19 protein-coding genes and 1 pseudogene are annotated in these 26,025 nt (G+C 73.4%); 16 read left to right on the top strand and 4 right to left on the bottom strand.

Annotation, left to right across the window (positions count from 1 at the left end; genetic code table 11):
- Positions 1-51 precede the first annotated feature (51 nt).
- Genes aceB through AB0F98_RS20060 form a run of 4 tightly spaced genes read left to right on the top strand, consistent with a single transcriptional unit; the run spans position 52 to position 5,755 of the window.
- Positions 52-1,635, top strand: a complete 1,584-nt coding sequence (aceB, locus tag AB0F98_RS20075) for a malate synthase A (protein ID WP_357737367.1) — start codon at positions 52-54, stop codon at positions 1,633-1,635.
- A 28-nt stretch (positions 1,636-1,663) separates the two neighbouring features.
- Entirely contained in the window at positions 1,664-3,130 is a 1,467-nt protein-coding gene (locus tag AB0F98_RS20070; RefSeq protein WP_357737365.1) for an FAD-linked oxidase C-terminal domain-containing protein, read from the top strand.
- Positions 3,130-4,386, top strand: a complete 1,257-nt coding sequence (locus AB0F98_RS20065) for an FAD-binding oxidoreductase (protein WP_357737363.1) — start codon at positions 3,130-3,132, stop codon at positions 4,384-4,386. Before AB0F98_RS20070 ends, AB0F98_RS20065 begins: the two co-directional genes overlap by 1 nt.
- A gap of 1 nt (position 4,387) precedes the next feature.
- The gene (locus tag AB0F98_RS20060) at positions 4,388-5,755 is read left to right on the top strand and encodes a heterodisulfide reductase-related iron-sulfur binding cluster (RefSeq protein WP_357737361.1); all 1,368 of its coding nucleotides are present in this window, start codon (positions 4,388-4,390) and stop codon (positions 5,753-5,755) included.
- A gap of 200 nt (positions 5,756-5,955) precedes the next feature.
- Here AB0F98_RS20060 and AB0F98_RS20055 read toward each other — a convergent pair whose 3' ends face one another.
- Positions 5,956-7,464 carry an Nramp family divalent metal transporter gene (locus AB0F98_RS20055; protein WP_357737359.1) on the bottom strand — a complete coding sequence of 503 codons (1,509 nt, stop codon included), beginning with the start codon at positions 7,462-7,464 and terminating at the stop codon, positions 5,956-5,958.
- Positions 7,465-7,555: 91 nt separating this feature from the next.
- Positions 7,556-8,485, bottom strand: coding sequence for a diacylglycerol kinase family protein (locus tag AB0F98_RS20050; RefSeq protein ID WP_357737357.1), 930 nt, complete (start codon positions 8,483-8,485; stop codon positions 7,556-7,558).
- Between the two features lie 137 nt (positions 8,486-8,622).
- Between AB0F98_RS20050 and AB0F98_RS20045 the strand changes: the two genes are divergently transcribed.
- From AB0F98_RS20045 to hpnH, 10 genes and pseudogenes are all read left to right on the top strand, one after another.
- Positions 8,623-9,495 (top strand): NAD(P)-dependent oxidoreductase, encoded by an 873-nt coding sequence (locus AB0F98_RS20045; protein ID WP_357737355.1) that lies wholly within the window; start codon positions 8,623-8,625, stop codon positions 9,493-9,495.
- Between the two features lie 272 nt (positions 9,496-9,767).
- Positions 9,768-11,582: a 1-deoxy-D-xylulose-5-phosphate synthase gene (locus AB0F98_RS20040; protein ID WP_357737353.1), complete on the top strand. Its 1,815-nt coding sequence runs from the start codon at positions 9,768-9,770 to the stop codon at positions 11,580-11,582.
- A 43-nt stretch (positions 11,583-11,625) separates the two neighbouring features.
- Complete coding sequence (hpnC, locus tag AB0F98_RS20035) at positions 11,626-12,483, top strand: squalene synthase HpnC (RefSeq protein WP_357737351.1); 858 nt, start codon at positions 11,626-11,628, stop codon at positions 12,481-12,483.
- A complete protein-coding gene (gene hpnD, locus AB0F98_RS20030; RefSeq protein WP_357737349.1) occupies positions 12,480-13,352 on the top strand; it encodes a presqualene diphosphate synthase HpnD in 873 nt (290 codons plus the stop codon). Before hpnC ends, hpnD begins: the two co-directional genes overlap by 4 nt.
- Positions 13,349-14,725 (top strand): hydroxysqualene dehydroxylase HpnE, encoded by a 1,377-nt coding sequence (gene hpnE / locus AB0F98_RS20025; RefSeq protein WP_357737347.1) that lies wholly within the window; start codon positions 13,349-13,351, stop codon positions 14,723-14,725. The genes hpnD and hpnE overlap by 4 nt, the downstream gene beginning before the upstream one ends.
- Complete coding sequence (locus tag AB0F98_RS20020) at positions 14,722-15,729, top strand: polyprenyl synthetase family protein (protein WP_357737345.1); 1,008 nt, start codon at positions 14,722-14,724, stop codon at positions 15,727-15,729. The genes hpnE and AB0F98_RS20020 overlap by 4 nt, the downstream gene beginning before the upstream one ends.
- Complete coding sequence (gene shc, locus AB0F98_RS20015; RefSeq protein ID WP_357737343.1) at positions 15,729-17,678, top strand: squalene--hopene cyclase; 1,950 nt, start codon at positions 15,729-15,731, stop codon at positions 17,676-17,678. Before AB0F98_RS20020 ends, shc begins: the two co-directional genes overlap by 1 nt.
- Positions 17,679-17,725: 47 nt before the next feature.
- A pseudogene (locus AB0F98_RS20010) lies at positions 17,726-18,175 on the top strand (hypothetical protein); the annotation flags it as partial.
- 90 nt (positions 18,176-18,265) lie between these two features.
- Positions 18,266-19,237: a 4-hydroxy-3-methylbut-2-enyl diphosphate reductase gene (gene ispH, locus AB0F98_RS20005; RefSeq protein WP_357737601.1), complete on the top strand. Its 972-nt coding sequence runs from the start codon at positions 18,266-18,268 to the stop codon at positions 19,235-19,237.
- Positions 19,234-20,241, top strand: a complete 1,008-nt coding sequence (hpnH, locus tag AB0F98_RS20000; RefSeq protein ID WP_357737341.1) for an adenosyl-hopene transferase HpnH — start codon at positions 19,234-19,236, stop codon at positions 20,239-20,241. The genes ispH and hpnH overlap by 4 nt, the downstream gene beginning before the upstream one ends.
- A 76-nt stretch (positions 20,242-20,317) precedes the next feature.
- On the opposite strand, the gene AB0F98_RS19995 is transcribed toward hpnH, so the two are convergent.
- Both AB0F98_RS19995 and AB0F98_RS19990 read right to left on the bottom strand, forming a co-directional pair.
- Positions 20,318-21,067, bottom strand: coding sequence for an SDR family NAD(P)-dependent oxidoreductase (locus tag AB0F98_RS19995; RefSeq protein ID WP_357737339.1), 750 nt, complete (start codon positions 21,065-21,067; stop codon positions 20,318-20,320).
- Entirely contained in the window at positions 21,058-23,859 is a 2,802-nt protein-coding gene (locus AB0F98_RS19990) for a wax ester/triacylglycerol synthase domain-containing protein (protein WP_357737337.1), read from the bottom strand. The genes AB0F98_RS19995 and AB0F98_RS19990 overlap by 10 nt, the downstream gene beginning before the upstream one ends.
- A gap of 101 nt (positions 23,860-23,960) precedes the next feature.
- Between AB0F98_RS19990 and AB0F98_RS19985 the strand changes: the two genes are divergently transcribed.
- The gene (locus AB0F98_RS19985) at positions 23,961-24,833 is read left to right on the top strand and encodes a hypothetical protein (protein ID WP_357737335.1); all 873 of its coding nucleotides are present in this window, start codon (positions 23,961-23,963) and stop codon (positions 24,831-24,833) included.
- Positions 24,834-25,130: 297 nt separating this feature from the next.
- Positions 25,131-26,009 (top strand): DMT family transporter, encoded by an 879-nt coding sequence (locus AB0F98_RS19980; protein WP_357737333.1) that lies wholly within the window; start codon positions 25,131-25,133, stop codon positions 26,007-26,009.
- Positions 26,010-26,025 lie beyond the last annotated feature (16 nt).

The following is a 26,025-nucleotide window of genomic DNA, read 5'->3' as shown; positions in this document are numbered from 1 at the left end:
GCAATTCCCGTGGATCGATCCCTGGCCACCCGCCACGGCGAGGAGCGTGTCATGCAGCTGCCCGAAGGCGTCGAGGTCGTCGGCCCCCGGCACGACCGCCACGACGAGATCCTCACTCCACCGGCGCTCGCCTTCCTGGCCGAGTTGCACCGCGCCTTCGACACCCGCCGCCGAGAGCTGCTCGCCGCGCGTGCCGAACGTGTAGCCGCGATCGCTGCCGGCGGGATGCTGGACGTCCTGCCCGAGACGAAGCACGTCCGTGAGGGCGACTGGCAGGTCGCCCCGCCTGCGCCCGGTCTCGTCGACCGGCGGGTGGAGATCACCGGACCGACCGACGCGAAGATGACCATCAACGCCCTGAACTCGGGGGCGCGGGTGTGGCTCGCCGACCTGGAGGACGCGAACACGCCGCTGTGGGAGAACGTGATCGGCGGCCAGCTGAACCTGCGCGACGCGATCGAGAAGACACTCACCCACACCGCTCCGGACGGCCGGCGCTACATCCTGCGCGACGGCGAGCTGGCCACCATCGTGGTCCGGCCGCGCGGCTGGCACCTGACCGAGAAGCACATCCTGGTCGACGGCGAACGCACCTCGGCCGGCCTCGTCGACTTCGGCCTCTACTTCTTCCACTGCGCGAGGCGTCAACTCGACCGTGGCAGCGGGCCCTACTTCTACCTGCCCAAGATGGAGAGCCACCTGGAGGCGCGGCTCTGGAACGACGTGTTCCTGCTGGCCCAGGAACGGCTCGGCATCCCACGCGGCACCATCCGCGCCACAGTGCTCATCGAGACCTACCCGGCGGCGTTCGAGATGGACGAGATCCTCTACGAGCTGCGCGAGCACTCCGCCGGGCTCAACGCCGGCCGCTGGGACTTCATGTTCAGCGTCATCAAGACGTTCCGTACCCGGGGCCGTGACTTCCTGCTGCCGGACCGCAACGCGGTGACCATGACGGCGCCGTTCATGCGCGCGTACACCGAACTGCTGGTGCGGACCTGCCACCGGCGCGGCGCGCACGCCATCGGCGGCATGGCCGCGTTCATCCCGAGCCGCCGCGACCCGCAGGTCAACGAGACGGCACTGGCGAAGGTACGCGAGGACAAGACCCGCGAGGCGGGCGACGGTTTCGACGGCTCCTGGGTGGCCCACCCCGACCTCGTGCCGATCTGCCGCGAGGTCTTCGACGGCGTCCTCGGCGACCGGCCGCACCAGCTCGACCGCACCCGCGAGGACGTCCGCGTCACCGCCGCTCAGCTCCTCGACGTGGCCGCTACGCCCGGACGGCAGACCGAGGCGGGGCTGCGCAACGCGATCAGCGTCGGCGTCCAGTACCTCGCGAGCTGGCTGCGCGGCACCGGCGCGGTGGCCATCTTCAACCTGATGGAGGACGCGGCCACCGCCGAGATCTCCCGCTCCCAGGTCTGGCAGTGGCTGCACAACGGGGTCACCCTCGACGACACCGGCGAGAAGGTCGACCGGGAGCTGATCGAGCGGCTGGCCGACGAGGAACTGGCGAGCCTGCCCGGTGACCGGGCCGACTGGATCGCCGCCCGGGACCTGTTCATGGAGGTCGCCGTGGCCGACGACTTCGTGGACTTCCTCACCCTGCCCGCGTACGAACGGATGCCCTGACACCTGGGGCCGCGACGGAAGGTCGGCGATGACCACGACGGACATCAGCACCCTCGCCGCGGCACTGCGAGCCGTGCTCGGCGACGCCCAGGTGATCAGCGACCGGCAGGAGCTGCGCACCTACGAGTGCGACGGGCTCGCCCAGTACCGGGTGATCCCCGCCCTCGTGGCGTTGCCCCGCACCGCGGCCGAGTGCGCGGCGACGGTCCGCGCCTGCGTCGACGCCGGCGTGCCGTTCGTGGCCCGCGGTTCGGGCACCGGCCTGTCCGGCGGGGCGCTGCCACACGCCGAGGGAGTGCTCGTCGTCACCTCCCAGATGCGCGCGATCCGGGCGGTCCTGCCGCAGGACGAGCGGGCCGTGGTCGAGCCCGGCGTCATCAACCTCCACGTCACCCGGGCCGCCGCGCCGTACGGCTACCACTACGCACCCGACCCGTCGAGCCAGCAGGTCTGCTCGATTGGTGGCAACGTGGCGGAGAACTCCGGAGGCGCGCACTGCCTGAAGTACGGCTTCACCACCAACCACGTCACCGGCCTGGAGGTGGTCACCCCCGACGGCGACCTGGTCCGGCTCGGTGGCGCCGCCCCCGACGCGCCCGGCTACGACCTGCTGGGTGCCTTCGTCGGTTCGGAGGGGACGCTGGGCATCACCACCGAGGTCACCGTGCGGCTCACCCGCTCACCGGAGTCGGTGCGTACGCTGCTGGCCGGCTTCGCCGGCACCGACCAGGCCGGCGCGGCCACCTCCGCGATCATCGCGGCGGGCGTGGTGCCGGCGGCCATCGAGATGATGGACGCGCTCGCCATCGAGGCCGCCGAGGCGGCGGTGCAGTGCGGCTACCCGGCCGGCGCGGGCGCCGTGCTGATCGTCGAGCTCGACGGCCCGGCCGCCGAGGTCGACGCGCAGTTCACCGACGTGGAGCGGCTCTGCCGTGAGCACGGCGCCGGGGAGATCCGGGTCGCCGTCGACGACGCCGAGCGGGCGCTGATCTGGAAGGGACGCAAGTCCGCCTTCGCGGCGGTCGGCCGGATCAGCCCGGACTACATCGTCCAGGACGGGGTCATCCCGCGTACGGCGCTGCCCGAGGTGCTGCGCCGCATCGCGGAGATCTCCGCGCAGCGCGGCGTCCGGGTCGCGAACGTCTTCCACGCCGGCGACGGCAACCTGCATCCGCTGGTCCTCTTCGACGACGCCGTGCCGGGTCAGGCCGAGCAGGCCGAGGAGGTTTCCGGTGCGATCCTCGACATCTGCATCGCGTACGGCGGCTCCATCACCGGCGAGCACGGCGTCGGCATGGACAAGGTCAGCTACCTACCACGCATGTACAGCGACGACGACCTCGACACGATGCAACTGCTCCGGTGCGCCTTCGACCCGCGCGGCCTCGCCAACCCGGGCAAGGTCTTTCCGACCCCTCGGCTCTGCGGTGAGGTGCCCGGCCGGCGTCGGGGTGTGCACCCGCTACAGGAAGCCGGTCTCGCGGAGGTGTTCTGATGCCAGACGACGTCCTCGCCGACCTCGCCGCGGCGGCCGGCGGTGACGGGGCGCGTCCCGCCGGGGCCGGTGACGCGGTGGCCGGCGTCCTGCCCCGGTACGTCGTGGCTCCCGGCTCCACCGAGCAGGCCGCCGCGCTGCTGCGCGTGGCCGCCGGCCGGAACCTGGCCGTGGTCGTCGCCGGCGCCGGGACCAAGCAGGACTGGGCCGGCCCGCCGCGGCGCCTGGACCTGCTGCTGCGCACCCGCCGGCTCACCGGCGTCGTGGAGCACGCCGCCGGTGACCTGATCGTCGTGGTCCGGGCCGGCACCGCGGTGGCGGATCTCCAGGCGAAGCTGGCCCCCGCCGGTCAGCAACTCGCGCTCGACACACCGCTGCCGCCCGGCGCGGCGGCCACCGTCGGCGGTGTGGTGGCCACGAACGCCAGCGGACCCCGCCGGATGCGGTACGGCACGGTCCGCGACCTGCTGATCGGGATCACCGTGGTACGGCCGGACGGGGTGGTGGCCCGCGCCGGTGGCAAGGTGGTGAAGAACGTCGCCGGCTACGACCTCGGCAAGCTCTTCACCGGCGCGTACGGCACGCTCGGCCTGGTCACCGAGTGCGCGTTCCGGCTGCACCCGCTCCCGGCCGCGCGGGCCTTCCTGACCCGCCGGGCCGCCGATGCCGCCGAGGCCGGCCGCCTCGCCGCCGCCGTCCTCGGGTGGCAGCTGGCCCCGAGCGCCCTGGAGGTCGACGCGGCACCCGACGGCGGTATGGAGATCGCCGTGCTGCTGGAGGGCACGGACCGGGGGGTCCGGGAACGCGCCGCCGCCGGCCGGGCGCTGCTCGGCGGGGCGGCCGTCGCCGACGAACCGCCCCACTGGTGGTCCTCCTACCCGTGGCGGCCCGGAGACGTCGGGCTCAAGCTCACCGCGGCACTCTCCGGCGTCCCCCGGCTGCTCGCGGTCGTCGGCGAGGCGGCACGTCGGCACCGGGTGCAGCTGGCCGTCCGTGGTTCGGCCGGCACCGGCGTGCTCTACGGCGGCCTGCCCGCCGCCACGGCACCCGACCTGGCGGCGAGGATCGTCACGGAGTTGCGCGCCGAGGCGCGGACGGCCGGTGGGCACGTCGTGGTGCTGACCGCGCCACCCGCCGTCCGGGAGTGGATCGACCTGTGGGGGCCGGTCGCAGGGCTCGACCTGATGCGCCGGGTCAAGGCGCAGTTCGATCCGGAAGCGCGCTTCGCGCCCGGCCGTTTCGTGGGAGGGATCTGAGATGACCGACATTCCCGCCCAGCGTGGACGACCGCACGACGTGTTGGGGCCGGTCGCCCCCGCGCCGGGCGAGCCGGCCTTCGACGACGACCACCCACCCCGGCGGGACCTGGTCGACGACTGCGTGCACTGCGGCTTCTGCCTGCCCACCTGCCCCACCTACGTGCTGTGGGGTGAGGAGATGGACTCGCCGCGCGGACGGATCCACCTGATGAAGCAGGGACTCGACGGCGAGCCGCTCACCCCGTCGATGGTCGCCCACGTCGACCGCTGCCTGGGCTGCATGGCCTGCGTCACCGCCTGCCCGTCCGGAGTGCGGTACGACCGGCTCATCGAGGACACCCGCCAGCAGGTCGAGCGGCGGCATCGCCGGTCCCGGCGGGAGCGGGCGCTGCGCGCGGCCGTCTTCGCGCTCTTCCCGTACCCGCGCCGGCTGCGCCTGCTGCGTGGCCCCTTGCGGGCGTACCAGGCCAGCGGCCTGCGGCGGCTCGTCCGCCGCACCGGCCTGCTGCCGCGCCTTGCTCCGCCGCTCGCCGCCCTGGACTCGCTGGCGCCCCGGATCGGGCCGGTTAGCGACATCCCGGCGCGGGTGCCCGCGCAGGGGCGGCGGCGGGCGACGGTCGGCATGTTGACCGGTTGCGTGCAGCACGCCTTCTTCCCGGAGGTGAACGCGGCCACCGCCCGGGTCCTCGCCGCCGAGGGGTGCGACGTGCTGATCCTCCCCGAGCGGCAGGGCTGCTGCGGTGCGCTCAGCGTCCACAACGGCCGGCGGGCCGAGGCGCAGCGCTTCGCCCGGGCGCTGGTCGACGCCTTCGACTCCGCCGGAATCGACTACTTCGTGGTCAACGCGGCCGGCTGCGGTTCCGCCCTCAAGGAGTACGGCGAGCTGTTGGCCGACGACCCGGCGTACGCGAGGCGGGCCGCCGCGTTCGCCGCAACGGTGCGTGACCTGTCGGAGCTGCTCGCGGAGCTGGGGCCGGTGGCGCCGCGCCACCCGCTGCCGGTGACTGTCGTCTATCACGATGCCTGCCACCTGGCACACGCCCAGGGCGTACGGGCACAGCCGCGCGAGCTGCTGCGCGCCGTGCCGGGTCTCGAGCTGCGCGAGATCGCCGATCCCGAGATCTGCTGCGGATCGGCCGGGGTGTGGAACGTGCTCAACCCGGAGCCCGCCGAGCGGCTGGGCCATCGCAAGGCCCGCGACGTGCTCGCCACCGGCGCTGAACTGCTGGTCACCGCGAACCCCGGCTGTCTCATGCAGATCGCCGCCGGCGTGCGGCACCTCGGCGGTAGCCTCGCCGTCGCCCACACCGTCCAGATCCTGGACGCCTCCATCCGCGCCCGACCGGTCGGCGACCTGCTGCGCTGAACCAGCCCCGTCGACCCGTACCGCACGGCGCGCCCGGCCGTGCCGTCGCAGGTCTACGTGGCGCTGCCGGCGCTGCCGGCGAAGGTTCACGCGGCGCTGCCGCCGAACGTGTGTGGAAAAAGGGTCTGGCGGGAGAGGCCCCGTGCCATCGCATCCACCGATTGGCAAGGGGCCCCTGTCGACACTGCGACCGGCGTGGATCAGAACGTGACAAGCGGATCGCCCAGGAAATCGGCGATGAAGTTGATGAAGAAGAACCCGAAGAAGATCACATTAATGAGAAGCAATGCGTAATGCCAGATCCGGGGGCGCGCGGCGCGCGGCAGTCGGCGGTTCAGATAGATCAGCATGAACGGGAAGATCAGCGCCCCGAGATTGGACATGTTCGCCGACCACTGCACCAGGCTGACCGGCAGCGCCAGGTGCAGGACGACCGCGATGATCACGAGCAGCAGGAGCATGAACGGGTAGTAGAACCGGCGCGGATCACCCTCGATCAGGCGCCGCAACCGCGGGCTGGTGGCGTGTGCGGCGTCCGTGGTCACCCGGACCATGCCCTCGAAGATGCCGAGCTGCGTGCTGAACAGGACCAGTACGCCGATCACCAGCATGAAGTAGAACATCCCGCGGCCGTACTCCGGTTCGAGCGCGCTGGCGACGAACGTGGGCACGGTCGCCGTGGTGGGCGCCTCGCCGGAGAGTTGCACCGCCTGGGCCATCAGGATGGTGGGCAGCAGCATGCCCAACATGGCGCCAACGAAGAAGATGCCCCACATGTCGGTGAGCAGCAGCCGGTACCACCGCTTCCAGCGGGCCGCGTTGGCCGGGTCGTCGGGGAAGGTGACGCCGCTGGCGAGCAGTTCACGCCGGTCGCCCCGCAGCCCGGAGATGTAGCCGGTGCGGTAGCCCATGCCGTAGCCCTTGTCGCGGTAGTGGCCCATCACGTACCAGTTCAGACCTGAGGCCAGTGCGGTGAAACCGGCGAGCCCGCCGAGCTGCGTGGCGGTGATGCCGGCCGGCGGCGCGGCGGGGGTGACGAATCCGCGGATGCCGTCCCACCACAGGCTGCCGGGCACGACGAGCAGCGCGATGAAGAGCAGCGCCACCAGGATGGTCCCCACCATCACCCAGTTGGCCAGCTCCAGCGTCCGGCTGATGCGCCGGGCCGCCGCGGTCATCAGGAACACCAGCACGAGAAGGGCGATCGCCCACAGCCGGGGCTCCTCGGCCCCGGTCGGCGGCACCTCGCCGTGGACCAGCGCGTACAGCCCCTGGCCTGCGGACGCGGCCCAGCCGCCGGCGATGAAGGCGAAGATGACCAGGAACACCCCCACGGGCACCCAGAGCAGATAGCCGGGCGGCACCCGCCCCCAGCCGACGACCGGCGCCTCGCCCGTGGCCATCACGTACCGGGACGACTCGATGTTGTAGAAGGTCTGGAGTACGGCCGAGATGAGGATCACCCATCCCACCCCGACGAAACCGAATTGCCCCACCGCCTGCGGGCCGAGCAACCATTCGCCGCTGCCGATCGAGATGCCGAGTGCGATCAGGCTCGGGCCCAGCGCGTACTTGAACAACTGGGGGAGCCCGAGCTTGCGTACGCCGAACACCTCCTCCGGCTCGGGTAGATCGGCGACGGCGAGCGGAGGGCGACTCTTTCCCAGCGGATAGGAGCGGACGTCCGGGGCCTCAGTCACTTCGGTCATGAAGAACCTCCTTATGGAAGGGCCCCCCTGACCATCAATCGTCATGCCTGATTAATGCGTTGGCAATAACCATTCGACGACGCGAGGTGGACTAGCGGTCGACCGTCCCGACCGGAGCCATCACCCGTAGCGCGTTCGCGGCCAGCCCGATCCGGATCGGTGTACGGCCGTGCAACTCGCCGTCGACCTCCACCACCGCGGGCCGGTCGGTGTCCACCCACAGCTCCCCGACGGCGAGGAACGGCTCCTCGTGCAAGGTGCGCCGGTGGCCGGTCGTGGCGTTGCGGACGGCGTCCCGCAGCAGCCCGCGACGGCTCGGTCCACCGACCGGGTACGCGACCAGCAGCCGGTCGTCGGCGTCGGCGTCCGCAGTGATCGGCCGTCCGGCGTGGAACCCGCCGTTGGCCACGTACAACTGCCGGGTGACGTACGTGTGCTCGCCGCCGCCGGCCCGGATGGTGGCCCGCAGCGGCCGGTGCCGGGTGAGCAGAGCCAGCCCCGTCAGCGGATACGCCACCCGTCCGGTGAGACGCTTCAGGCGCGGCGGAGTGGTGAGCATGATGTCGGCGGAGAGCCCGATGCCGACGTGGTTGGTGAACGGGGTGCCACCGGCGAGACCGAGGTCGACGTCGACCACCGTCCCGTCGACGAGCACGTCGACGGCCTGGTCGAGACGGAGCGGGATACCGACGGTCCGGGCGAAGTTGTTGGTGGTGCCCATCGGCAACAACCCGAGCGCCATGTCGCGGTGGGCGAGCAACCGCGCTGCCGCGCTGAGAGTGCCGTCGCCGCCACCGGCGATGAGCAGGTCCGGCCGGAGGTCCGCGACCTCGGCGAGGACCGACTCGAGCCGGTCGACCTGTTCCACCGGGTGATTCGCGACCAGGTCGAAGCCGGCCGCCGCGAGCAGGCCGCAGGCCCGTTCGTACTGGTGGCGACCTCGGCGGGAGTGGGCGTTGACGACCAGTGCCGCCCTGCGGTCGCGCCGGATGGCCTCGCCCAGCTCCTGTTTCGTCCGCATCAGGCCCCGACCCTATCCGCTGTGGACCGTCGTCGCCGGGCAAAGCACCGGCATCAGGGGCGCGAGGGCGGTTCAGCCTCGTCGTTCCCGCCATCATCACCGTCCGCCGACCGTACGCTGCCGGGGGAGGTGTGCGGATGGCGCGGACGCAGCGGGTGGCCGTACTCGGACTGGGCGGCATGGGTCGGCTGATGGCCGCCCGGATACTCGACGCCGGCCTGCCCACGGTGGTCTGGAACCGTAACCCGGAGCCGGCCCGGCGGCTCGGCGAGCAGGGCGCAGAGGTCGCCCCGAGCCCGCCGGACGCGGTGCGCGAGGCGGACATCGTGATCACGATGGTCACCGACGCGGACGCCGTGCTCTCCATCGCCACCGACCAGGGCATGCTCGCGGCGATGCCGGACGGCGCGATCTGGGCGCAGATGAGCACCATCGGGGTCGCGGGCACCGAACGGGTCGCCACGCTGGTGGCCGAGCGGCGTCCCGGGGTCGTCCTGCTGGACGCGCCGGTGTCCGGCAGCCGGGGCCCGGCCGAGCAGGGAAAGCTGGCGGTGCTCGCCTCCGGCCCCGAGGAGGTTCGGGACCGGATCGCGCCGGTCTTCGAGGCGGTGGGGCAGCGTACCGTCTGGGCCGGGCCGGTCGGTGCCGGTTCGCGGCTGAAGCTGGTCGTCAACCTGCTGCTCGCCTTCGTCAACGAGGGCATCGCCGAGTCGCTCGCACTCGGCCGGGCGCTCGGGCTGGACCGGCCCGCGATGCTCGACGCGCTCCACGGCAGCCCCATCGTCGCCCCGTGGGCCGCGGAGAAGCTGGAGCGGATCGGTCGGGACGACTACTCGCCGCAGTACCCGCTCCGGCTCGCGCTCAAGGACGTCCGGCTCGCGCTGGACGGCGTGGCCGACGCGGGCCGCCTCACCGTGGCCGAGTGCCTCGGCGTCGAGTGGCAACAGCTGGTGGACCGGGGTCTCGGCGACGAGGACCTGACGGTGGTCACCCGCGCCCTCGGAGGCTGAGCCGGCCGCACCAGCCCCTGCGTCGCCCCGCTTGGTCGAGGTATTCGAACCGATTTCAGGCGGTAGGTCAGATCCGTAGGGTTAAGGTGATTTTGCGCAGGTTCCAAGCGGCCCGTTGTCCCTGGCCCTACCCGCAGCACCCGCGGCGCGGGCCACCGCAATCGTGAAACGCGGTGGACGAGCGTCGCAGCACGACCCACGCCGACGGCCACCCCGTCGGCCGGTGCGCCAGACGGTGTCGCCGCGGAGTCGCGTGCCCGGACGGAGAGATGATGTCCCTGCTTGACGATGTCAACGAGCCCGCAGACCTCGACCGGCTCACCGGCGACCAGCTCGGGCTGCTCGCGACCGAGATCCGGGCGTTCCTCGTGGACGCGGTCTGCCGGCGGGGCGGGCACCTCGGACCCAACCTCGGTGTGGTCGAGCTGACCCTCGCCCTGCACCGGGTCTTCCGCTCCCCGCACGACCGGATCATCTTCGACACCGGACACCAGGCGTACGTCCACAAGCTGCTCACCGGCAGGCGGGACCGCTTCGCCGCGCTGCGCGGTCGCGGCGGCCTCTCCGGCTACCCCCGGCGCGCCGAATCGCCGCACGATCTGGTGGAGAACTCGCACGCCTCGACCGCACTCTCGTACTCCGAAGGACTGGCCCGCGCCTACGCCCTCGACCGGACGGACCGCGCGGTGGTGGCGGTCATCGGTGACGGCGCCCTCACCGGCGGACTCGCCTGGGAGGCGCTGAACAACCTCGCCACGTCACCGGGCCGCGTGGTGGTCGTGCTCAACGACAACGGCCGCTCCTACGCCCCGACCGTCGGTGGCCTCGCCGACCACCTCGCCGGGCGGCACGGCGGCGACGCCGGGCCGGGGCTGTTCGAGGCGCTGGGCCTGGCCTACCTCGGTCCGATCGACGGCCACGACGTGCACCAGGTCGAGGCCGCCCTGCAGAAGGCCCGGGCCGCCGACCGGTCCGTCGTGGTCCACTGCGTCACCCAGAAGGGGCACGGGCACCAGCCCAGCGAGACGGATGAGGCCGACCGGCTGCACGCCGTCGGTGTGGTCGACCCGCTCACCGGCCGGCCGGCGAGTGCCCCGAACCGCACCTGGACCGACGCCCTCTCCGACGAGCTCGTGGCCATCGGCGAGGGCCGCCCCGACCTCGTGGCGGTCTCCGCGGCGATGCTCGGCCCCACCGGACTGGCCGCCTTCGGCGAGCGTTACCCCGACCGGACTGTCGACGTCGGCATCGCCGAGCAGCACGCCGTCACCTCGGCCGCCGGACTCGCCTTCGGCGGGAAGCACCCCGTCGTGGCGGTCTACGCGACCTTCCTCAACCGGGCCGTCGACCAGGTCCTGCTCGACGTGGCCCTGCACCGCCTGCCGGTCACCCTGGTGCTGGACCGGGCCGGCATCACCGGCCCGGACGGGCCCAGCCACCACGGCATGTGGGACCTCGCCCTGCTCGGCGCCGTACCGGGACTGCGGGTGGCCGCACCCCGGGACGAGGCGACGCTCCGCGAGGAGTTACGCGAGGCGGTCGCCCACGAGGACGGACCGACCGTGCTGCGCTTCCCGAAGGCCGGCGTCGGCGACGAGATCCCCACGGTCTACCGCAGCGGCGGAGTCGACGTGCTGCGCACCGCGACCGCCGCGCCGGTGCTGCTGGTCGCCGTCGGAGCCATGGCCGCGCCCGCGCTGCGCGCCGCAGACCTGCTCGCCGAGGCGGGCGTCGAGTGCACGGTGGTGGACCCCCGCTGGGTCCGCCCGGTGAACCCGGCGCTGACCGCCCTCGCCGACGACCACGCGCTGGTCGTCACCGTCGAGGACGGTGTACGGGACGGTGGCATCGGCAGCGCCCTCGCGCTGGCCCTCGCCGACGCGGCCGTCGACGCCCCGGTGCGGGCGCTCGGCCTGCCGACGTCGTTCATCCCGCACGGCGAGCGGGCCGGTCTGCTCGCCGAGCACGGCCTGGACCCGCCCGGCATCTGCGCCGCGGTCCTGCACCAGGTCTCGACCCTCCCCGCCGGCCTCGACAGGCGGGTGCGGGACCGGGCGCAGGCACCACTGACCGCGCTGCACGGATGACGCGCCACCGCCCGACCCCCGCCTCAGAGGAAGGAGACCAGGGATGAGCCAGCAGATCGTCGTGCCCGCAGTGCACCGGCTCGCCCAGGCCCGGACGGAGGAGAACTTCCCGGTCGCGCTGCGGGTGCTGCCGGACCGGTACCGCCGCCACCTGCTCGCCGTCTACGGGTACGCCCGCCACGTCGACGACCTCGGCGACGAGCCGCAGGCGCCCGGCGTGGACCGGACGGCCGAACTGGACCGCATCGAGGCCGAGCTGCGCGCCCTGGCCGCCGGCCGCGCGGTCAGCCATCCGGTGGTACGCGCCCTCGCGCCCACCGTCACCGGGTGCCGGCTGCCCATCGAGGCGCTGATCCGGCTCATCGAGGCGAACCGGGTCGACCAGCGGGTCACCCGCTACGTGACGTTCGCGCAGCTCGTGCAGTACTGCACGCTCTCCGCCAACCCCGTCGGTGAACTGGTGCTGCACGTGTTCGGGCAGGTCGGTCCAGCCCGGCGGGAACTGTCCGACCGGATCTGCACCGCCCTGCAGATCGTCGAGCACCTCCAGGACGTCGCCGAGGACCACCGGCGCGGCCGCATCTACCTGCCGGGGGAGGACATGGACAGGTTCGGTGTCACCGAGGACGACCTGGCCCGGCCGGCCGCGAGCCGGCCACTGCGCGAGCTGATCGCCTTCGAGGCCGAGCGGGCCCGCGCCTGGCTCGACGCCGGCGCCCCGCTCGTGTCCGCGCTGCACGGCTGGGCGCGTGTCGCCGTCGGCGGCTATGTGGCCGGGGGACGGGCCACCCTCGACGCGCTCGCCGCGGCCGACCACGACCCACTGCGCGACGCCGTACGTCCCTACCGCCGGCGGGTGCTGCGCCGCTGGCTGGCCGCTACCGTACGGAGCGCCGGATGACCGCGACGACTCCCGCCGTCGAGGCCGCTTACCGTCACTGCGAGGACATCACCCGCAGCCAGGCAGCCAACTTCGCGTACGGCATCCGGCTGCTGCCCACGGCGAAGCGCCGCGCCCTGTCCGCCATCTACGCCATCGCCCGGCGCATCGACGACATCGGCGACGGCGACCTGCCGCGCGACGAGAAGCTCTTCCAGCTGGCGGAGACCCGCGCCGCTCTGCGCCGGCTGCCCACGGACCGCGGCGGCGACCCGGTGCTCACCGCGCTCGGGCACGCCGCCACGCGCATGCCGATCCCCCTCGCCGCCTTCGACGAGCTGATCGACGGGTGCGTGGCCGACGTCGTCGGCCGCCGGTACGACACCTTCGACGGCCTGGTCTGGTACTGCCGTTGGGTGGCCGGCTCGATCGGCCGGCTCTCCCTCGGCGTGTTCGGTGCCGCCGATCCCGGACGGGCCGCCCCGCTGGCCGACGCGCTCGGCGTGGCCCTGCAGTTGACCAACATCCTGCGTGACCTGGTCGAGGACCGCGCCGACAGCCGGATCTACCTGCCCACCGAGGACCTGCAACGGTTCGGCTGCACGCTGGAGCTCGGCGGCACCGGGTTCACCGACCCGCCCGAGCGGCTGACGGAGCTGGTGCGTTTCGAGGCGGCCCGGGCCGCCCACTGGTACGACGACGGCCTGCGGCTGTTGCCGCTGCTCGACCGGCGCAGCGCCGCCTGCACCGCGGCCATGGCCGGTATCTACCGTCGCCTGCTCGCCCGGATCGCCGCCGACCCGCTCGCGGTCGCCCGTACCCGGGTGTCGCTGCGCGGCCGGGAGAAGGCCTGGGTGGCAGCACGTGCTCTCGTCGGGCGCACCGGATGACCGGGCCGCTCGCGACGCCGCCGGAGAGCGGCGGGGTGTGTGTCGTCGGTGGCGGGCTGGCCGGGATCACCGCGGCGATCCGCCTCGCCGACCTCGGCCTGCCGGTGACGCTGCTGGAGAGCCGCGCCGAACTCGGCGGCGCCACCTACTCGTTCCGTCGCGGTGGCCTGACCGTCGACACCGGCCAGCACGTCTTCCTGCGCTGCTACCACGCCTACCGGGGCCTGCTGGACCGCCTCGGCACCACCGCCGGAACCCAGCTGCAACGCCGGTTCGAGGTGCCGGTGCTGCTACCGGGGCACGCACCACACCTGCTGACCCGGCGCCCGCTGCCCGCCCCGGCCCACCTGCTGCCCGCGCTGGCGGGCTACCGCCTGCTCAACCCCGCCGAACGGCTCGCCGCCGTGCGGGCCTGCGCCGCGCTGCGCCGCGTCGACCCCGACTCGCCGGTCACCGACGAGCAGAGCTTCGGTGAATGGCTCGCCGCCCACGGCCAGAACCCGCGCCTGGTACGCCGGCTCTGGGACCTGATCACCGTGGCCGCCCTGAACGTGCCCAGCACGCAGGCATCCCTGGCGCTGGCCGCGCGGGTCTTCCGCACCGGCCTGCTGGAGAGCGCCGACGCCGGCGACATCGGCCGGCCCCTGGTGCCGCTCACCGAGTTGCACTCCGTCGCGGCCCGGCGGGTCCTCGAACGACTCGGCGCGCGGGTACGCCTGCGGTCCCGGGTCCGGTGGATCCACCCGGAGCCGGCCGGGTTCCGGGTCGGCGTGGACGGCGGTGAACTGGCCGCCGACGCCGTCGTGCTCGCGGTGCCGCACCAGGTCGCGTCCGCGCTGGTCCCGCCGGCCGCCGCACCGGCCGCCGCCGACTGGGCCCGCCTCGGTGACGCGCCGATCGTCAACGTGCACCTGCGCTACGCCCACCGTGTCACCCGGCTGACCATGGCCGCGGCCGTGGAGTCACCGGCACAGTGGATCTTCGACCGGTCGGCCCCGGACGCCGGCACGGAACAGCACCTCGTGGTCTCGCTCTCGGCCGCCGACGCCGAGATCGACCGCCCCGCCGCCGAGCTGGTGGCAACCCAGCGCGATGCGCTCGCCGAGCTCCTCCCCGCCGCGCGGCGCACCCCGGTACTCGACGCGTTCGTCACCCGGGAACCGCGAGCCACCTTCCGGCAGAACCCCGGCACCCGCCCGTACCGGCCGGCGGCGGGCACCCGCCTGCCCGGACTGGTGCTCGCGGGGGCATGGACCGACACCGGATGGCCGGACACGATGGAAGGCGCGGTGCGCAGCGGCGAGGCGGCCGCCGACATCCTCGCCCGACAGCTCGTGTCCCGGCCTCGACACCACACGGAGGCCGCACGATGACCGTTGTACGCAGCCGCAGTACCGACCAGATCCAGACGTACGTGGAGCCGGCCATCCGGGCTCTGCTCGACCGCCTGGACCCGGGCAGCCGGCTGGTGGCCGGCTACCAGCTCGGCTACTGGGACGCCGACGGGTCGCCGGCGGCCAGCCAGGGCAAGGGTCTGCGTCCGGCGCTGGCGCTGCTGTCCGCGCGGGCCACCGGGGCCGCTGCGGAGGCCGGCGTGCCGGCGGCCGCGGCGGTCGAGCTCGCGCACAACTTCTCGCTGCTGCACGACGACGTGATGGACGGCGACACCGAACGTCGGCACCGGCCCACCGCGTGGACCGTGTTCGGCGTCGGCCCGGCCATCCTCGCCGGGGACGCGCTGATCGGGCTGGCGTACGAGGCGCTCATCGAGGTGGCCGGAGGCGAACCGGCGGCGCGGCGGCTCGCCGAGGACGTACGCGCCCTGATCTCCGGACAGATGGCCGACCTCAGCTTCGAACGGCGCGACGACGTCGGTCTCGACGAGTGCCTGACGATGATCGGCGACAAGACGGCGTCCCTGCTGGCCGGGTCGTGCGCGCTGGGGGCGCTGCTCTGCGGCGGCCCACCCGGACTGGTCGACGGGCTGTCCCGGTTCGGATTCCACCTCGGCCTCGCCTTCCAGCTCGTGGACGACGTGCTCGGCATCTGGGGCGACCCGCGGCGCACCGGCAAGCCGGTCGGTTCGGACCTGCGCGCCCGCAAGCGCAGCGTCCCGGTGGTGCACGCGCTGACCAGCGGCGACCCCGCCGGGCTGGCCCTCGCCGACCTGTACGGCTCGCCGACGACGCTCACCGACGAGGACGTCGCCCGGGCGACCGAGCTGATCGAGGCGACCGGCGCCCGCGAGTGGACGCAGCAGCGGGCGTGGCACGAGATCGAGGCGGCCCGGGCCGAACTGGACGCCCTGGAACTGCCGGAGGACGTGCGAGCCGAATTCACCGACGTGGCCGACTTCATCACCGGACGGGACCACTGATGACCGAGTTGCTGTCTGCGAAGACCACCACCCAAGACGCGAAGCTCCGCGCCGGCCCCGACCCGCTCGACGGCGCGCGGGAGGCGCTGCGCCGCGCCCGGGAACACCTGCTCGGCCTGCAGGACGACGCGGGGTGGTGGAAGGGCGAACTCGCCACCAACGTCACGATGGACGCCGAGGACCTGATGCTGCGGCAGTTCCTCGGCATCCGTACCGCCGAACAGACCGAGCAGACCGCCCGCTGGATCCGCTCCCAGCAGCGCCCCGACGGGTCCTGGGCGACCTTCCACGGCGGTCCGGGCGACCTGTCCACCACCATCGAGGCGTACGTGGCGCTACGCCTGGCCGGTGATCAGGTCGAAGCGGAGCACATGTCGGCCGCAGCCGCGTTCGTACGGGCGCACGGCGGCCTGGCCGCCAGCCGCGTCTTCACCCGCTTCTGGCTGGCCCTGTTCGGTCACTGGCCGTGGTCGCGGCTGCCGGCCGTCCCACCCGAGCTGGTGCTGCTGCCGTCGTGGGTACCGTTCAACGTCTACGACTTCGCCTGCTGGGCGCGGCAGACGATTGTTCCGCTGTCCATCGTCCGAGCCCTACGCCCGGTGCGTTCGCTCGGCTTCGGCGTCGACGAGCTGCGTACCGCGGCCCCACCGCCGCGGCCGCCCCGGCTCGCCTCCCGCCCCGGGCTGCTGCACCGCCTCGACCGTCTCGCCGGCTCCTACGAGCGGATCGCCCGCGGGCCGGTGCGCCGGCACGCTCTGCGCCGCGCCGCCGAGTGGGTCGTGGCCCGCCAGGAGGCCGACGGCTCGTGGGGTGGCATCCAACCGCCCTGGGTCTACTCGGTGATGGCGTTGCACCTGCTCGGCTATCCGCTGGACCACCCGGTCTTGCGCGCCGGGTTGGACGGTCTGGAACGCTTCACGGTCCGCACCCAGACCCCGGACGGGACGGTGCGCTGGCTGGAGGCATGCCAGTCACCGGTGTGGGACACCGCGCTCGCCGTGACGGCCCTCAGCGACGCCGGTCTGCCCGCCGGGCACCCCGCGCTGGAGCGGGCCGGTCGGTGGCTGCTGGACGAGGAGGTCCGGGTACGCGGTGACTGGGCGGTGCGCCGACCGAACACGCCGCCCGGCGGCTGGGCCTTCGAGTTCGACAACGACGGGTACGCCGACACCGACGACACCGCCGAAGTGATCATGGCGCTGCGGCGCACCGGCGTCCCGGCCGAGGCGGCGGTGCTGCGCGGCACCCGCTGGATGCTCGGCATGCAGTGCCGCGACGGCGGCTGGGCGGCGTTCGACGCAGACAACACCCGGGCCATCCTCGCCGACCTGCCGTTCTGCGACTTCGGCGAGGTCATCGATCCGCCCAGCGCGGACGTCACCGCGCACGTCGTCGAGGCGCTCGTCGCCGAGAACTACGCCGGCACGATGCCGGTACGACGCGGGGTGCACTGGTTGTTGCGCGCCCAGGAGCCGGACGGATCCTGGTTCGGCCGCTGGGGCGCCAACCACGTGTACGGCACCGGCGCGGTGGTGCCCGCCCTGGTGGCCGCGGGCGTCCCCCGTCGCCACCCGGCGATCCTGCGGGCCGTCGACTGGCTGCTGACGCACCAGAACGCCGACGGCGGCTGGGGCGAGGACCTGCGCTCCTACCGGGACCCGTCCTGGATCGGCCGGGGCGAGTCCACCGCGTCGCAGACCGCCTGGGCGTTGCTGGCGCTGCACGCGGCCGGTCACGGCACGGGCGAGCCGGCCCTGCGGGCGGTGCGCTGGCTGGTCGAGACCCAACGCCCGGACGGCGGCTGGGACGAGCCGCAGTTCACCGGCACCGGCTTCCCCGGCGACTTCTACATCAACTACGGGCTCTACCGGCTGGTCTTCCCGATCAGCGCGCTCGGCCGGATCCTGAACGCCGGCGCCGGCGAGCTCGAGGCAACGGTGACACGGTGATCCGCCCAAGCGTCCCGGACGCTCCGGCATGGACGCTCTACGCGCCCATGCGGCCGGAGCTGTCGGCGCTGCGGCGCGGGTTGGGCGAAGCCGATCCGCTCGGTCGGCTCACGCTCTGCCGTACCGGCATCGGACCACGCCGCGCCCGATCCGTCGCGGCCCACCGTCCCGCCGGGACCGCCCCGGTCGCGGTGGCCGGCATCGGTGGTGGACTCGCGCCCGGCCTGGCCACCGGCGACGTCGTGGTGGCCGACGTGGTACGGGCCGACCCGTTGGCCCCCGACGCCCCACCCGGCGAGGTGCGGATGCCGGACGCCGACCTGCTCGCCGCCGCGCTGCGTCGCCGCGGACTTCGGGTGCACGTCGGGCCGGTGGTGAGCACCGACCGGATGGTCGACGGCGCGGCCCGGGACCGGCTGGCCGGGTCCGGCGCCCTCGTCGCCGACCTGGAGTCGGCGTGGCTGCTCGCCGGCTGCGCCGGCCGGCCGACTGCCTGCGTGCGGGTGGTCGCCGACACCGCGGCCGGCTCGCTCTACCGCCCGGCGACGCTCCGCCGGGTCCGCGCGGCGCTTCGGGTGCTGCCGGTGGTGGCCGACGCGCTCACCGAGTGGGCGGCGGCGGCCGGCAGCGTGCATCAGCTGCTGCTCGCCTCGCCCCGGTCGTTCTGCGCCGGGGTGGAGCGGGCGATCGCCGTGGTGGAGGAGGCGTTGCGCCGGCACGGCCCACCCGTCTACGTCCGGAAGCAGATCGTGCACAACGCCCGGGTGGTGGCCGACCTGCGGGCGCAGGGCGCCGTCTTCGTCGACGAGCTCGACGAGGTCCCCGACGGCGCGCTCACCGTCTTCTCCGCGCACGGCGTGGCGCCCGCCGTGCGGCAGGAGGCCGCCGACCGGCGGCTGCCGGTGATCGACGCGACGTGCCCACTGGTGACCAAGGTGCACGCCGAGGCGCGCCGGTTCGCCGGCCGGGGCGACACCGTGCTGCTGATCGGGCACCCCGGGCACGAGGAGACCGACGGCACCCTGGGGGAGGCGCCCGACCGGATCCGCCTGGTGCCGGACCCGGAGGCTGCCGAGACGGTGCAGGTCGACGACCCGGAACGGGTCTCCTACCTGGTCCAGACCACCCTCGCGGTGGACGAGGCGGCGGGCATCCTCGACACGCTGCGGCTGCGCTTCCCGGCGCTGGTCGGCCCGGGTTCGGACGACATCTGCTACGCCACCACGAACCGGCAACGGGCCATCACCGCCGTCGCCGCGCGAGCCGACCTGGTCCTGGTCGTCGGCTCGACGAACTCCTCGAACTCCCGCCGGCTGGTGGAGGTCGCCGAACGGGCCGGCGCCCGGGCCCACCTGATCGACGGCGTGAGCGACATCGACCTGCGCTGGCTCTCCGGCGCGCGGACGGTCGGCATCACGGCCGGCGCGTCGGCGCCGCCCGGGCTGGTCGACGAGGTCGTCGCCGCGCTCACCGCGCTCGGCGCCAAGGAGGTGAGCGAACACACCGCAGCCGTGGAGGACGTGGTTTTCACCCTGCCGAAGGAGGTACGCCAGCCATGAGTATGCCGTTGCGTCAGAGTCTGCGTATCGCGCGGTACCTGGCCGGACAGAAGATACGCGGGCGCAAGCATTTCCCGTTGCTGTTGGAACTGGAGCCGCTGTTCGCCTGCAACCTGAAGTGCGCGGGCTGCGGCAAGATCCAACAGCCGGCGAGCCTGCTCAAGCGCCGGATGCCTGTGGAACAGGCGCTCGCCGCGGTGGAGGAGTGTGGCGCGCCCATGATCTCCATCGCCGGCGGGGAGCCGCTCATGCACCCGGAGATCGACAAGCTGGTCGCCGAACTGGTGCGCCGGAAGAAGTTCGTCTTCCTCTGCACCAACGCGATGCTGCTGCCCAAGAAGATCGACAAGTTCGAGCCGTCGCCGTACTTCGCGTTCACCGTGCACATCGACGGTCTGCGCGAACGGCACGACGCGGCGGTCTGCAAGGACGGCGTGTTCGACGTCGCGGTGGAGGCGGTCCGCGACGCCAAACGGCGCGGTTTCCGGGTCACCACGAACACCACCGTCTTCAACACCGACACACCGCAGACCGTCATCGAGGTGCTCGACTACCTCAACGACGACCTGAAGGTCGACGAGATGATGCTCGCCCCGGCGTACGCGTACGAGAAGGCGCCCGACCAGGAGCACTTCCTGGGCGTCACGGAGACCCGCGAGCTGTTCCGCAAGGCCTTCTCCGGTGGCCGACGTGCCCGCTGGCGGCTCAACCACTCGCCCCTCTTCCTGGACTTCTTGGAGGGGAAGGTCGACTTCCCGTGCACCGCGTGGGCCATCCCGTCGTACTCGCTGCTGGGCTGGCAGCGGCCCTGCTACCTGCTGTCCGACGGGTACGCCTCCAGCTACCAGGAGCTGCTGGAGTCGACCGACTGGGACAGTTACGGCAGGGGCCGCGACTCGCGCTGCGCCAACTGCATGGCGCACTGCGGGTACGAGCCGACGGCCGTGCTGGCCACCATGTCCTCGCTGCGCCAGTCGATCCGGGCGGTGCGCTCGACGACCTGATCGGGTCCGCGCCCGGGGGCGCGGCGGGAAACCGCCGGCCCGTCGCCGGGCGCGGGCCGGACAGGTCGCCCGCGGCTCAGCCGAACCGGGCCGCGAGGCGGCGGTACACCGCCGGCAGCAGTCCCCGTACGGCGACCGGCAGGCGCAGCCAGCGCGGTACGTAGACCTCGGCGCGGTCGTTGGCGATCGCGTCGGTGAGGGCGGCCGCGACCCGGTCCGGCGGCAGCGGGCGCGGCCGGCGCCGCCGGTAGGGCTGGCCCCGGCGCGTGAAGAACGGAGTGTCCACGACCCCGGGAACCACTGTGCTCACCGCCACCTGGCGGCAGGCCAGCTCCATGCGCAGGCTCTGCGCGAACGCGTCCAGCCCGGCCTTGGTGGCCGCGTAGACCGCTTCCCCGTTCACCCCGAGCCGCCCGGCGATCGAGCCGACGAAGACCAGGTGACCGCCGCGGTGACACATTCCCGGCAGCAGTGCCCGGGTCAGCTCCATCGGCGCGCGCAGGTTCACCGCGAGCAGTTCGTCGGCGAGCGAGTCGGCCATCCCGTTGAACGCCCCGGCCCAGCCGACGCCGGCGTTGTTGATCAGCACGTCCACCCGCGTGTACCGGGCCAGGGCCCGCTCGGCCAGCTCCCGCCCGGCGTGGGGGCGACTCAGATCGGTGACGAGGGTGGTGGCGCCGGTCTCCGCCGCGAGCCGGCTCAGTCGGTCCGGGTCACGGCCGGCCGCCACCACCTGGCTTCCCGCGTCGGAGAGCCGGCGTACCACCGCCGCCCCGATCCCCGACGACGCACCGGTGACCAGCACCACCGCACCGTTCAGGCGCATCGCGGCACTCCGGGCGGGACCGCCCGGTCGGTCCTGCCACTCGTCGGCGTTCCGGGCGTCTCGCCGACCAGGGGGGTGTCCCGCCGCCCCTGCTCCGCCCCGACCGGCACCCCGTCGTTCGCCGTGGCGTCGCCGGCCGGTCCGGGCGCGCGGGTGTCGTCCCCGGCCGCGCCCGGGATGCCGGTGCCGGTTTCGACGAGCAGCTCGGCGAGACCGGTCCGCAGGGCCGCGACGATGGCCTTCCCGACGTCGGCGAAGGCGGCGTTGAGGATCACGCCGATCTCGAAGCTGGCGCCGCTGCGCAGTACGGCGATGCCGATGTGCACGTCCTCGGCGAGGGCGACGACGGGAGCTGCGGCCAGCACCGGAGCGTCGGCGAGCACCCGCATCGGAAATGAGGTGGGCATGTAGGAGACGACCACGTTGAGGCGGCGGCTGGTGTAGAAGCGCCGTGCCAGCGCCGCGTGCGCGGGCGCGGGCAGGGCCCCCAACGCCCGCATCACCATTCCCGCCGCCTCCACCTCGCCGCTGCCCAGCGCATTGCGCAACGTCCGGCGTACCTCGGCGACCCGGTCCTGCGGCGTCATCGGCCGCAGCGGAAGGTCCAGGCTGACCGCGCCGGTCCAGTTGCCCTGGGTGGGCGCGCGGCGGCGCGCGTCGCGGGAGACGGCGAATATCACCCGCAGCAGTGGTGGCACCGGATCCGGGTGCGCCGACTTCAGCGCGCCGGCGGCGAGCGCGAGCATGAGCTCGCTCGGATGGGCACGGCAGGCACGGGCGGCCCGCAACACGTCGGCGGCGGGCAGGCTCACGTTGACCAGTTGTCGGCGCGACGTGTCGATCCGTTGGTTGAGCGGGGTTCGGGGCGTGGACCCGAGCGTGGCGAGTCGGGTCAGACCGCGGGCGATCCGCCCCAGCCGGCGCGCCGTCTCCCGGGTATGGGCGAGCCCGGTCGACCTCTCTTCGGGCGTCACGGCCCGCGGCGGGGACGACGGTGCCCTCCGAGGGGTACGGACGGCCGGATTCTGGACCGTGTCGAGCAACCGCCGCACCACAGCGATCACCGAGACGCCGTCGCCGAGGCAGTGGTGCAGTTTGATGGCGAGCCGGGTGCGATCGTCCGGCAGGCCGCTGATCAGCAGCAGGCGCCAGAGCGGCCGGTCGTGGGGCAACGGCTCGGACCAGAAACGGTCGATGGCCGCGGTGCCGTCGTCGCCGGGTGGCACGTGGACCTCGTCGAGGTGCGCGGCCGGATCCACGAAACGTTCGATCACCCAGCCGGGTCGGCGCCACGAGCCACGATCCACCGGACGGCGGCGCAGCGTGGTGATCCCCGGCAGCCGTTGGGCCATCAGCTCGGTCAGCTGCGCCCGCGTGACGGGTACGCCCTCGGAGCGTGGACCCAGCTCCAGTACCGTCCCGATCTGCTGCGGTTCGGTGGGCGTCTGGACGTACAGGAAGAACGCGTCCTGCGCGCGCAGCGGCCAACTCGCCCGACGTCCGCGTGCCGCCCCACGGTCCCGACCACGGGCGCCGCCGTCGTCCGGCCGGCGTACGTCGTCCAACACGGGGCGGGCCGCGATGTCGCCGGCGGCCGGGGGGCCGACGGGCAGGTACTCCTCGGTGGCGCCGGGGAGAAGGCGCCCCCCGGGCCCGTCCGCCGGACCGCGTGATCCGGCGAGCGCCGACAGGCCCAGGTCCGGCAGCCGCCCGTCGGGTGGAACCTCGACCGGGCGTGGCGGCTGGCGCAACCGGGTGCGGACCCCCGCGACGAGGGTCTGCGGGGTGTGAGCGGTCTCCGCGAGCCCGGCGGCCGCCATCAGCGCGGCGTTGGCGGCGCCGTGTGCCGCGATCGGCCGGTACATCACGATCGGCGTCCCGGTGGCCAGCGCCTCGAGCGCGGTAGCGCCGCCGGCGTTGGTGACCAGCAGCCGGGCGGCCTGCAACAACGTCGGCATGTCGTCGACCCAGCGGCGCACCACCAGCCGCCCCGAGGGGACGTCCAGCGCCTCGAGCCGGGCGGCCAACCGCTCGTTGCGCCCGCAGACCGCCACCACCTGGATCGGGTCGCCGACGCCGACCAGCGCCTGGATCGCCTCCTCCACCGCGCCGAAGCCGTACGACCCGCAGGCGACCAGGACCGCGGCCCGCTCCGGGTCGAGATCGCAGCGCCGTGCGGCCTCGACCCGGTCGCCGGGGCGGAACGAGTCGAGCACCGGTGGCGCGCAGACTCCCAACGTGGCGCCCGTCGCGGCGGCCGCGGCGACCGGCATCGCGGCCCGATGCACCACGACGTTCAGGTCCAGGTTGGGGTAGACCCAGAAGGGGTGGGGTGCGAAGTCCGAGATCCACGCGCCCACCGGAACGCCGAGCCCGCGCCGGCGGCGCAGCCAGGCCAGGCCGGCGCTGCCCAGGGGGTACGTGGAGACGATCAGGTCCGGGTCGAAGGCCTCGACGACCGGGGCCAGCCGGCGTCCGGCCCACGAGCCGGTGAACCACTTGGCGGTGGCGGCGAACCAGTGGTGCCGCCACAACGAGGCCCAGAAGAACTCGTACAACCAGGGAGTGACTCCCACGTTCGTCACGTAGGTGCGCCGGAAGCCGCGACCCACCCCGGGTCCCATGACGTCGAGGGTGTCCACCCAGCCGACCCGGCTGCCCGGCCAGATCGCCCGGATCCGCTCCTCCAGCGCCCGTCCCGTGGCGTCGTGTCCGCCGCCGATGTCGGCCGAGACGATCAGTACGCGCCGGGCGACCGGCTCGGCCGGCTCCGGCGCGGCCGGGGCGGTCACGGATCACCCGCCGGTGCCGACATGCGATACCTGCCCGAAGACGGGTATGCGCAGGTACCTTCGCCGGCCGCGTCCGGCGCCGTCGACACCGGGATCGTGACATGGCTCTGGGCTTCCTGCTGGCGATCATCGCCGCGCTGTGCAGTGCCACCGCCGCGATCGTCCAGTCGATCGGCGCCCGCCGGCTGGCCGCCACCCCGCACGTCGACCCGCGGCTGCTGCTCCGGCTGGTCCGCAACGGCCCGTACGCGGTGGGTTTGGTGCTCGACGGGGCTTCCTCCCTGCTGACCTTCACCGCGCTGCGGATCCTGCCGGTGTTCGCCGTGCAGGCGGTGGGCGCCGCCAACCTCGGCATGGTGGCGATCATCGCCATGTTCGTGCTGCGTCTGCGCCTGACCCTCAGGGACTGGCTGGCGATCGCCGGCGTGATCGCCGGGCTGGTGCTGCTGGTGCTCTCCGCGATGGCGGGACCGCCGGGCACGGTTCCCGGCAGCGCCGGGTGGTGGCTGCTCGCCCTGGTGGTCGTACTGGCGATCGTGGCCTATCTGGGCAGCCCGAGAATGTGTGGTCCAGCGGTGCCCGGCCTGTTGGCCGGGCTCTCGTTCGGGTCGGCGGCGCTCGGCGCGCGCCTGCTCGCGCGGGTCGAGAGCGTCGACGACGTGGTCACCAACCCGGCCTCGTACGCCGTGGTGCTCGCCGGCCTGACCGGTGTGCTGCTGTACGCGACCGCGCTTCAGCGTGGCTCCGTGACGGTCGCCTCGGCGTCGTCGATCGTCGGGCAGACGGTGGCGCCGGCGGTGACCGGCTGGCTCCTGCTCGGTGACCGGGTCCGGCCCGGCTTCACCCCGGTGGCGATCCTGGCGTTCGTGCTCGCGGTCACCGGCGCGGTCGCGTTGGCCCGCCACGCTCAGCCGCACCGGCACACCGAGCCGGACGACTGCGGGCCGGAGCGGAGCGAGACGCCCGGACGCTGACATGTCGGATGCTCCCAGCGGTACGCGGCGGAGAGGCGCGGCAGCACCCCATTGGAACAATCACCAGCTTAATCCCCATTTGCATACTCTTAGGGCGAATGCTGGCACTGCGGAGGTAACCGCTCGGTGGGGTGGGAGGTACACCGTTTATCTCCGACGGCGCCGGGAACCCGCGCCGCGTCACCAGCTCGGCCCCGAGCCGGGGCACGGCCGGGTGGGCCCGGCCTCAGGCGGTGACCACGGGACGTTGACGACCGCCGTAGGGGAGGCACACTTGACCGGCCCGGTTGGCGTGCGGTGAACGACACGGGGGAGATGCTGGCGGGCGTGCCCATCGCCCTGGCCGCCGCCGCGGCCTTCGGAGCCTCGGGCGTGCTGCAGTTCCGCGCGGGACGGCAGGTTCCGGAGGAACCGGCCGGGCGACCCAGCCTCCTGGTCCACCTGATCCGCCTGCCCAGCTGGCGCTGGTCGGTGGTGCTGGCCATCACGGCGTTCGCCCTCCAGGTGGCCGCCCTCAGCCTGATCCCGCTGATCCTGGTGCAGCCGCTGCTGGTCACCGGGCTCGTCTGGTACGTGCTGCTCTTCGCGGCGTTCGAACACGACCGGCCCGACCGCACGATCCTGCTCGAGTCCACCCTGTGCCTGTTCGGTCTCGCGGCCTTCCTCGTGATCGCCGAGCCCGGCCGCGGGCAGGGACGCGGGCTGGAGTCGTTCTGGTCGGCGATGCTGCTCGGTGTGGCCGTGGCGGTTGGGATCGGGCTCTGTCTGCTGGCCGCGGTCCGGCTCGAGCGGCGCTGGAGACCGATGCCCCTGGCCATTGCCGCAGGCATCTGCTACGGCGTGACCGCCGGCCTCGTCAGTAGCCTGGCGTTCCACCTGCAGGAGAGCCCGTGGCACGTGTTCACCCAGTGGCAGGCGTACGCCGTCGCCGTGCTCGGCCCGTTCGGGGTGCTGCTCAGCCAGAACGCCTACCAGGCCGGGCCGCTGGGCGCGCCGGCCCTGGCCGCGATCACCGTCACCGACCCGCTGGTGGCCATCCTCGTCGGGTTGATCTGGCTGGACGAGTCGATCCGGGGCGGCGTCCAGTCGGCCCTGGGGCAGGCGCTCGCGCTCGTCGTGGTGATCCTGGCGGTGGTCATGCTGGCCAGGCGCGCGCCACACGTGAAGGGTGGTTAGTGCGACGGCGGCGGGC

It is taken from the genome of Micromonospora sp. NPDC023737 (assembly GCF_040639715.1).
GTDB lineage: Bacteria > Actinomycetota > Actinomycetes > Mycobacteriales > Micromonosporaceae > Micromonospora.
This window is presented reverse-complemented; position numbering and strand designations above follow the sequence as displayed.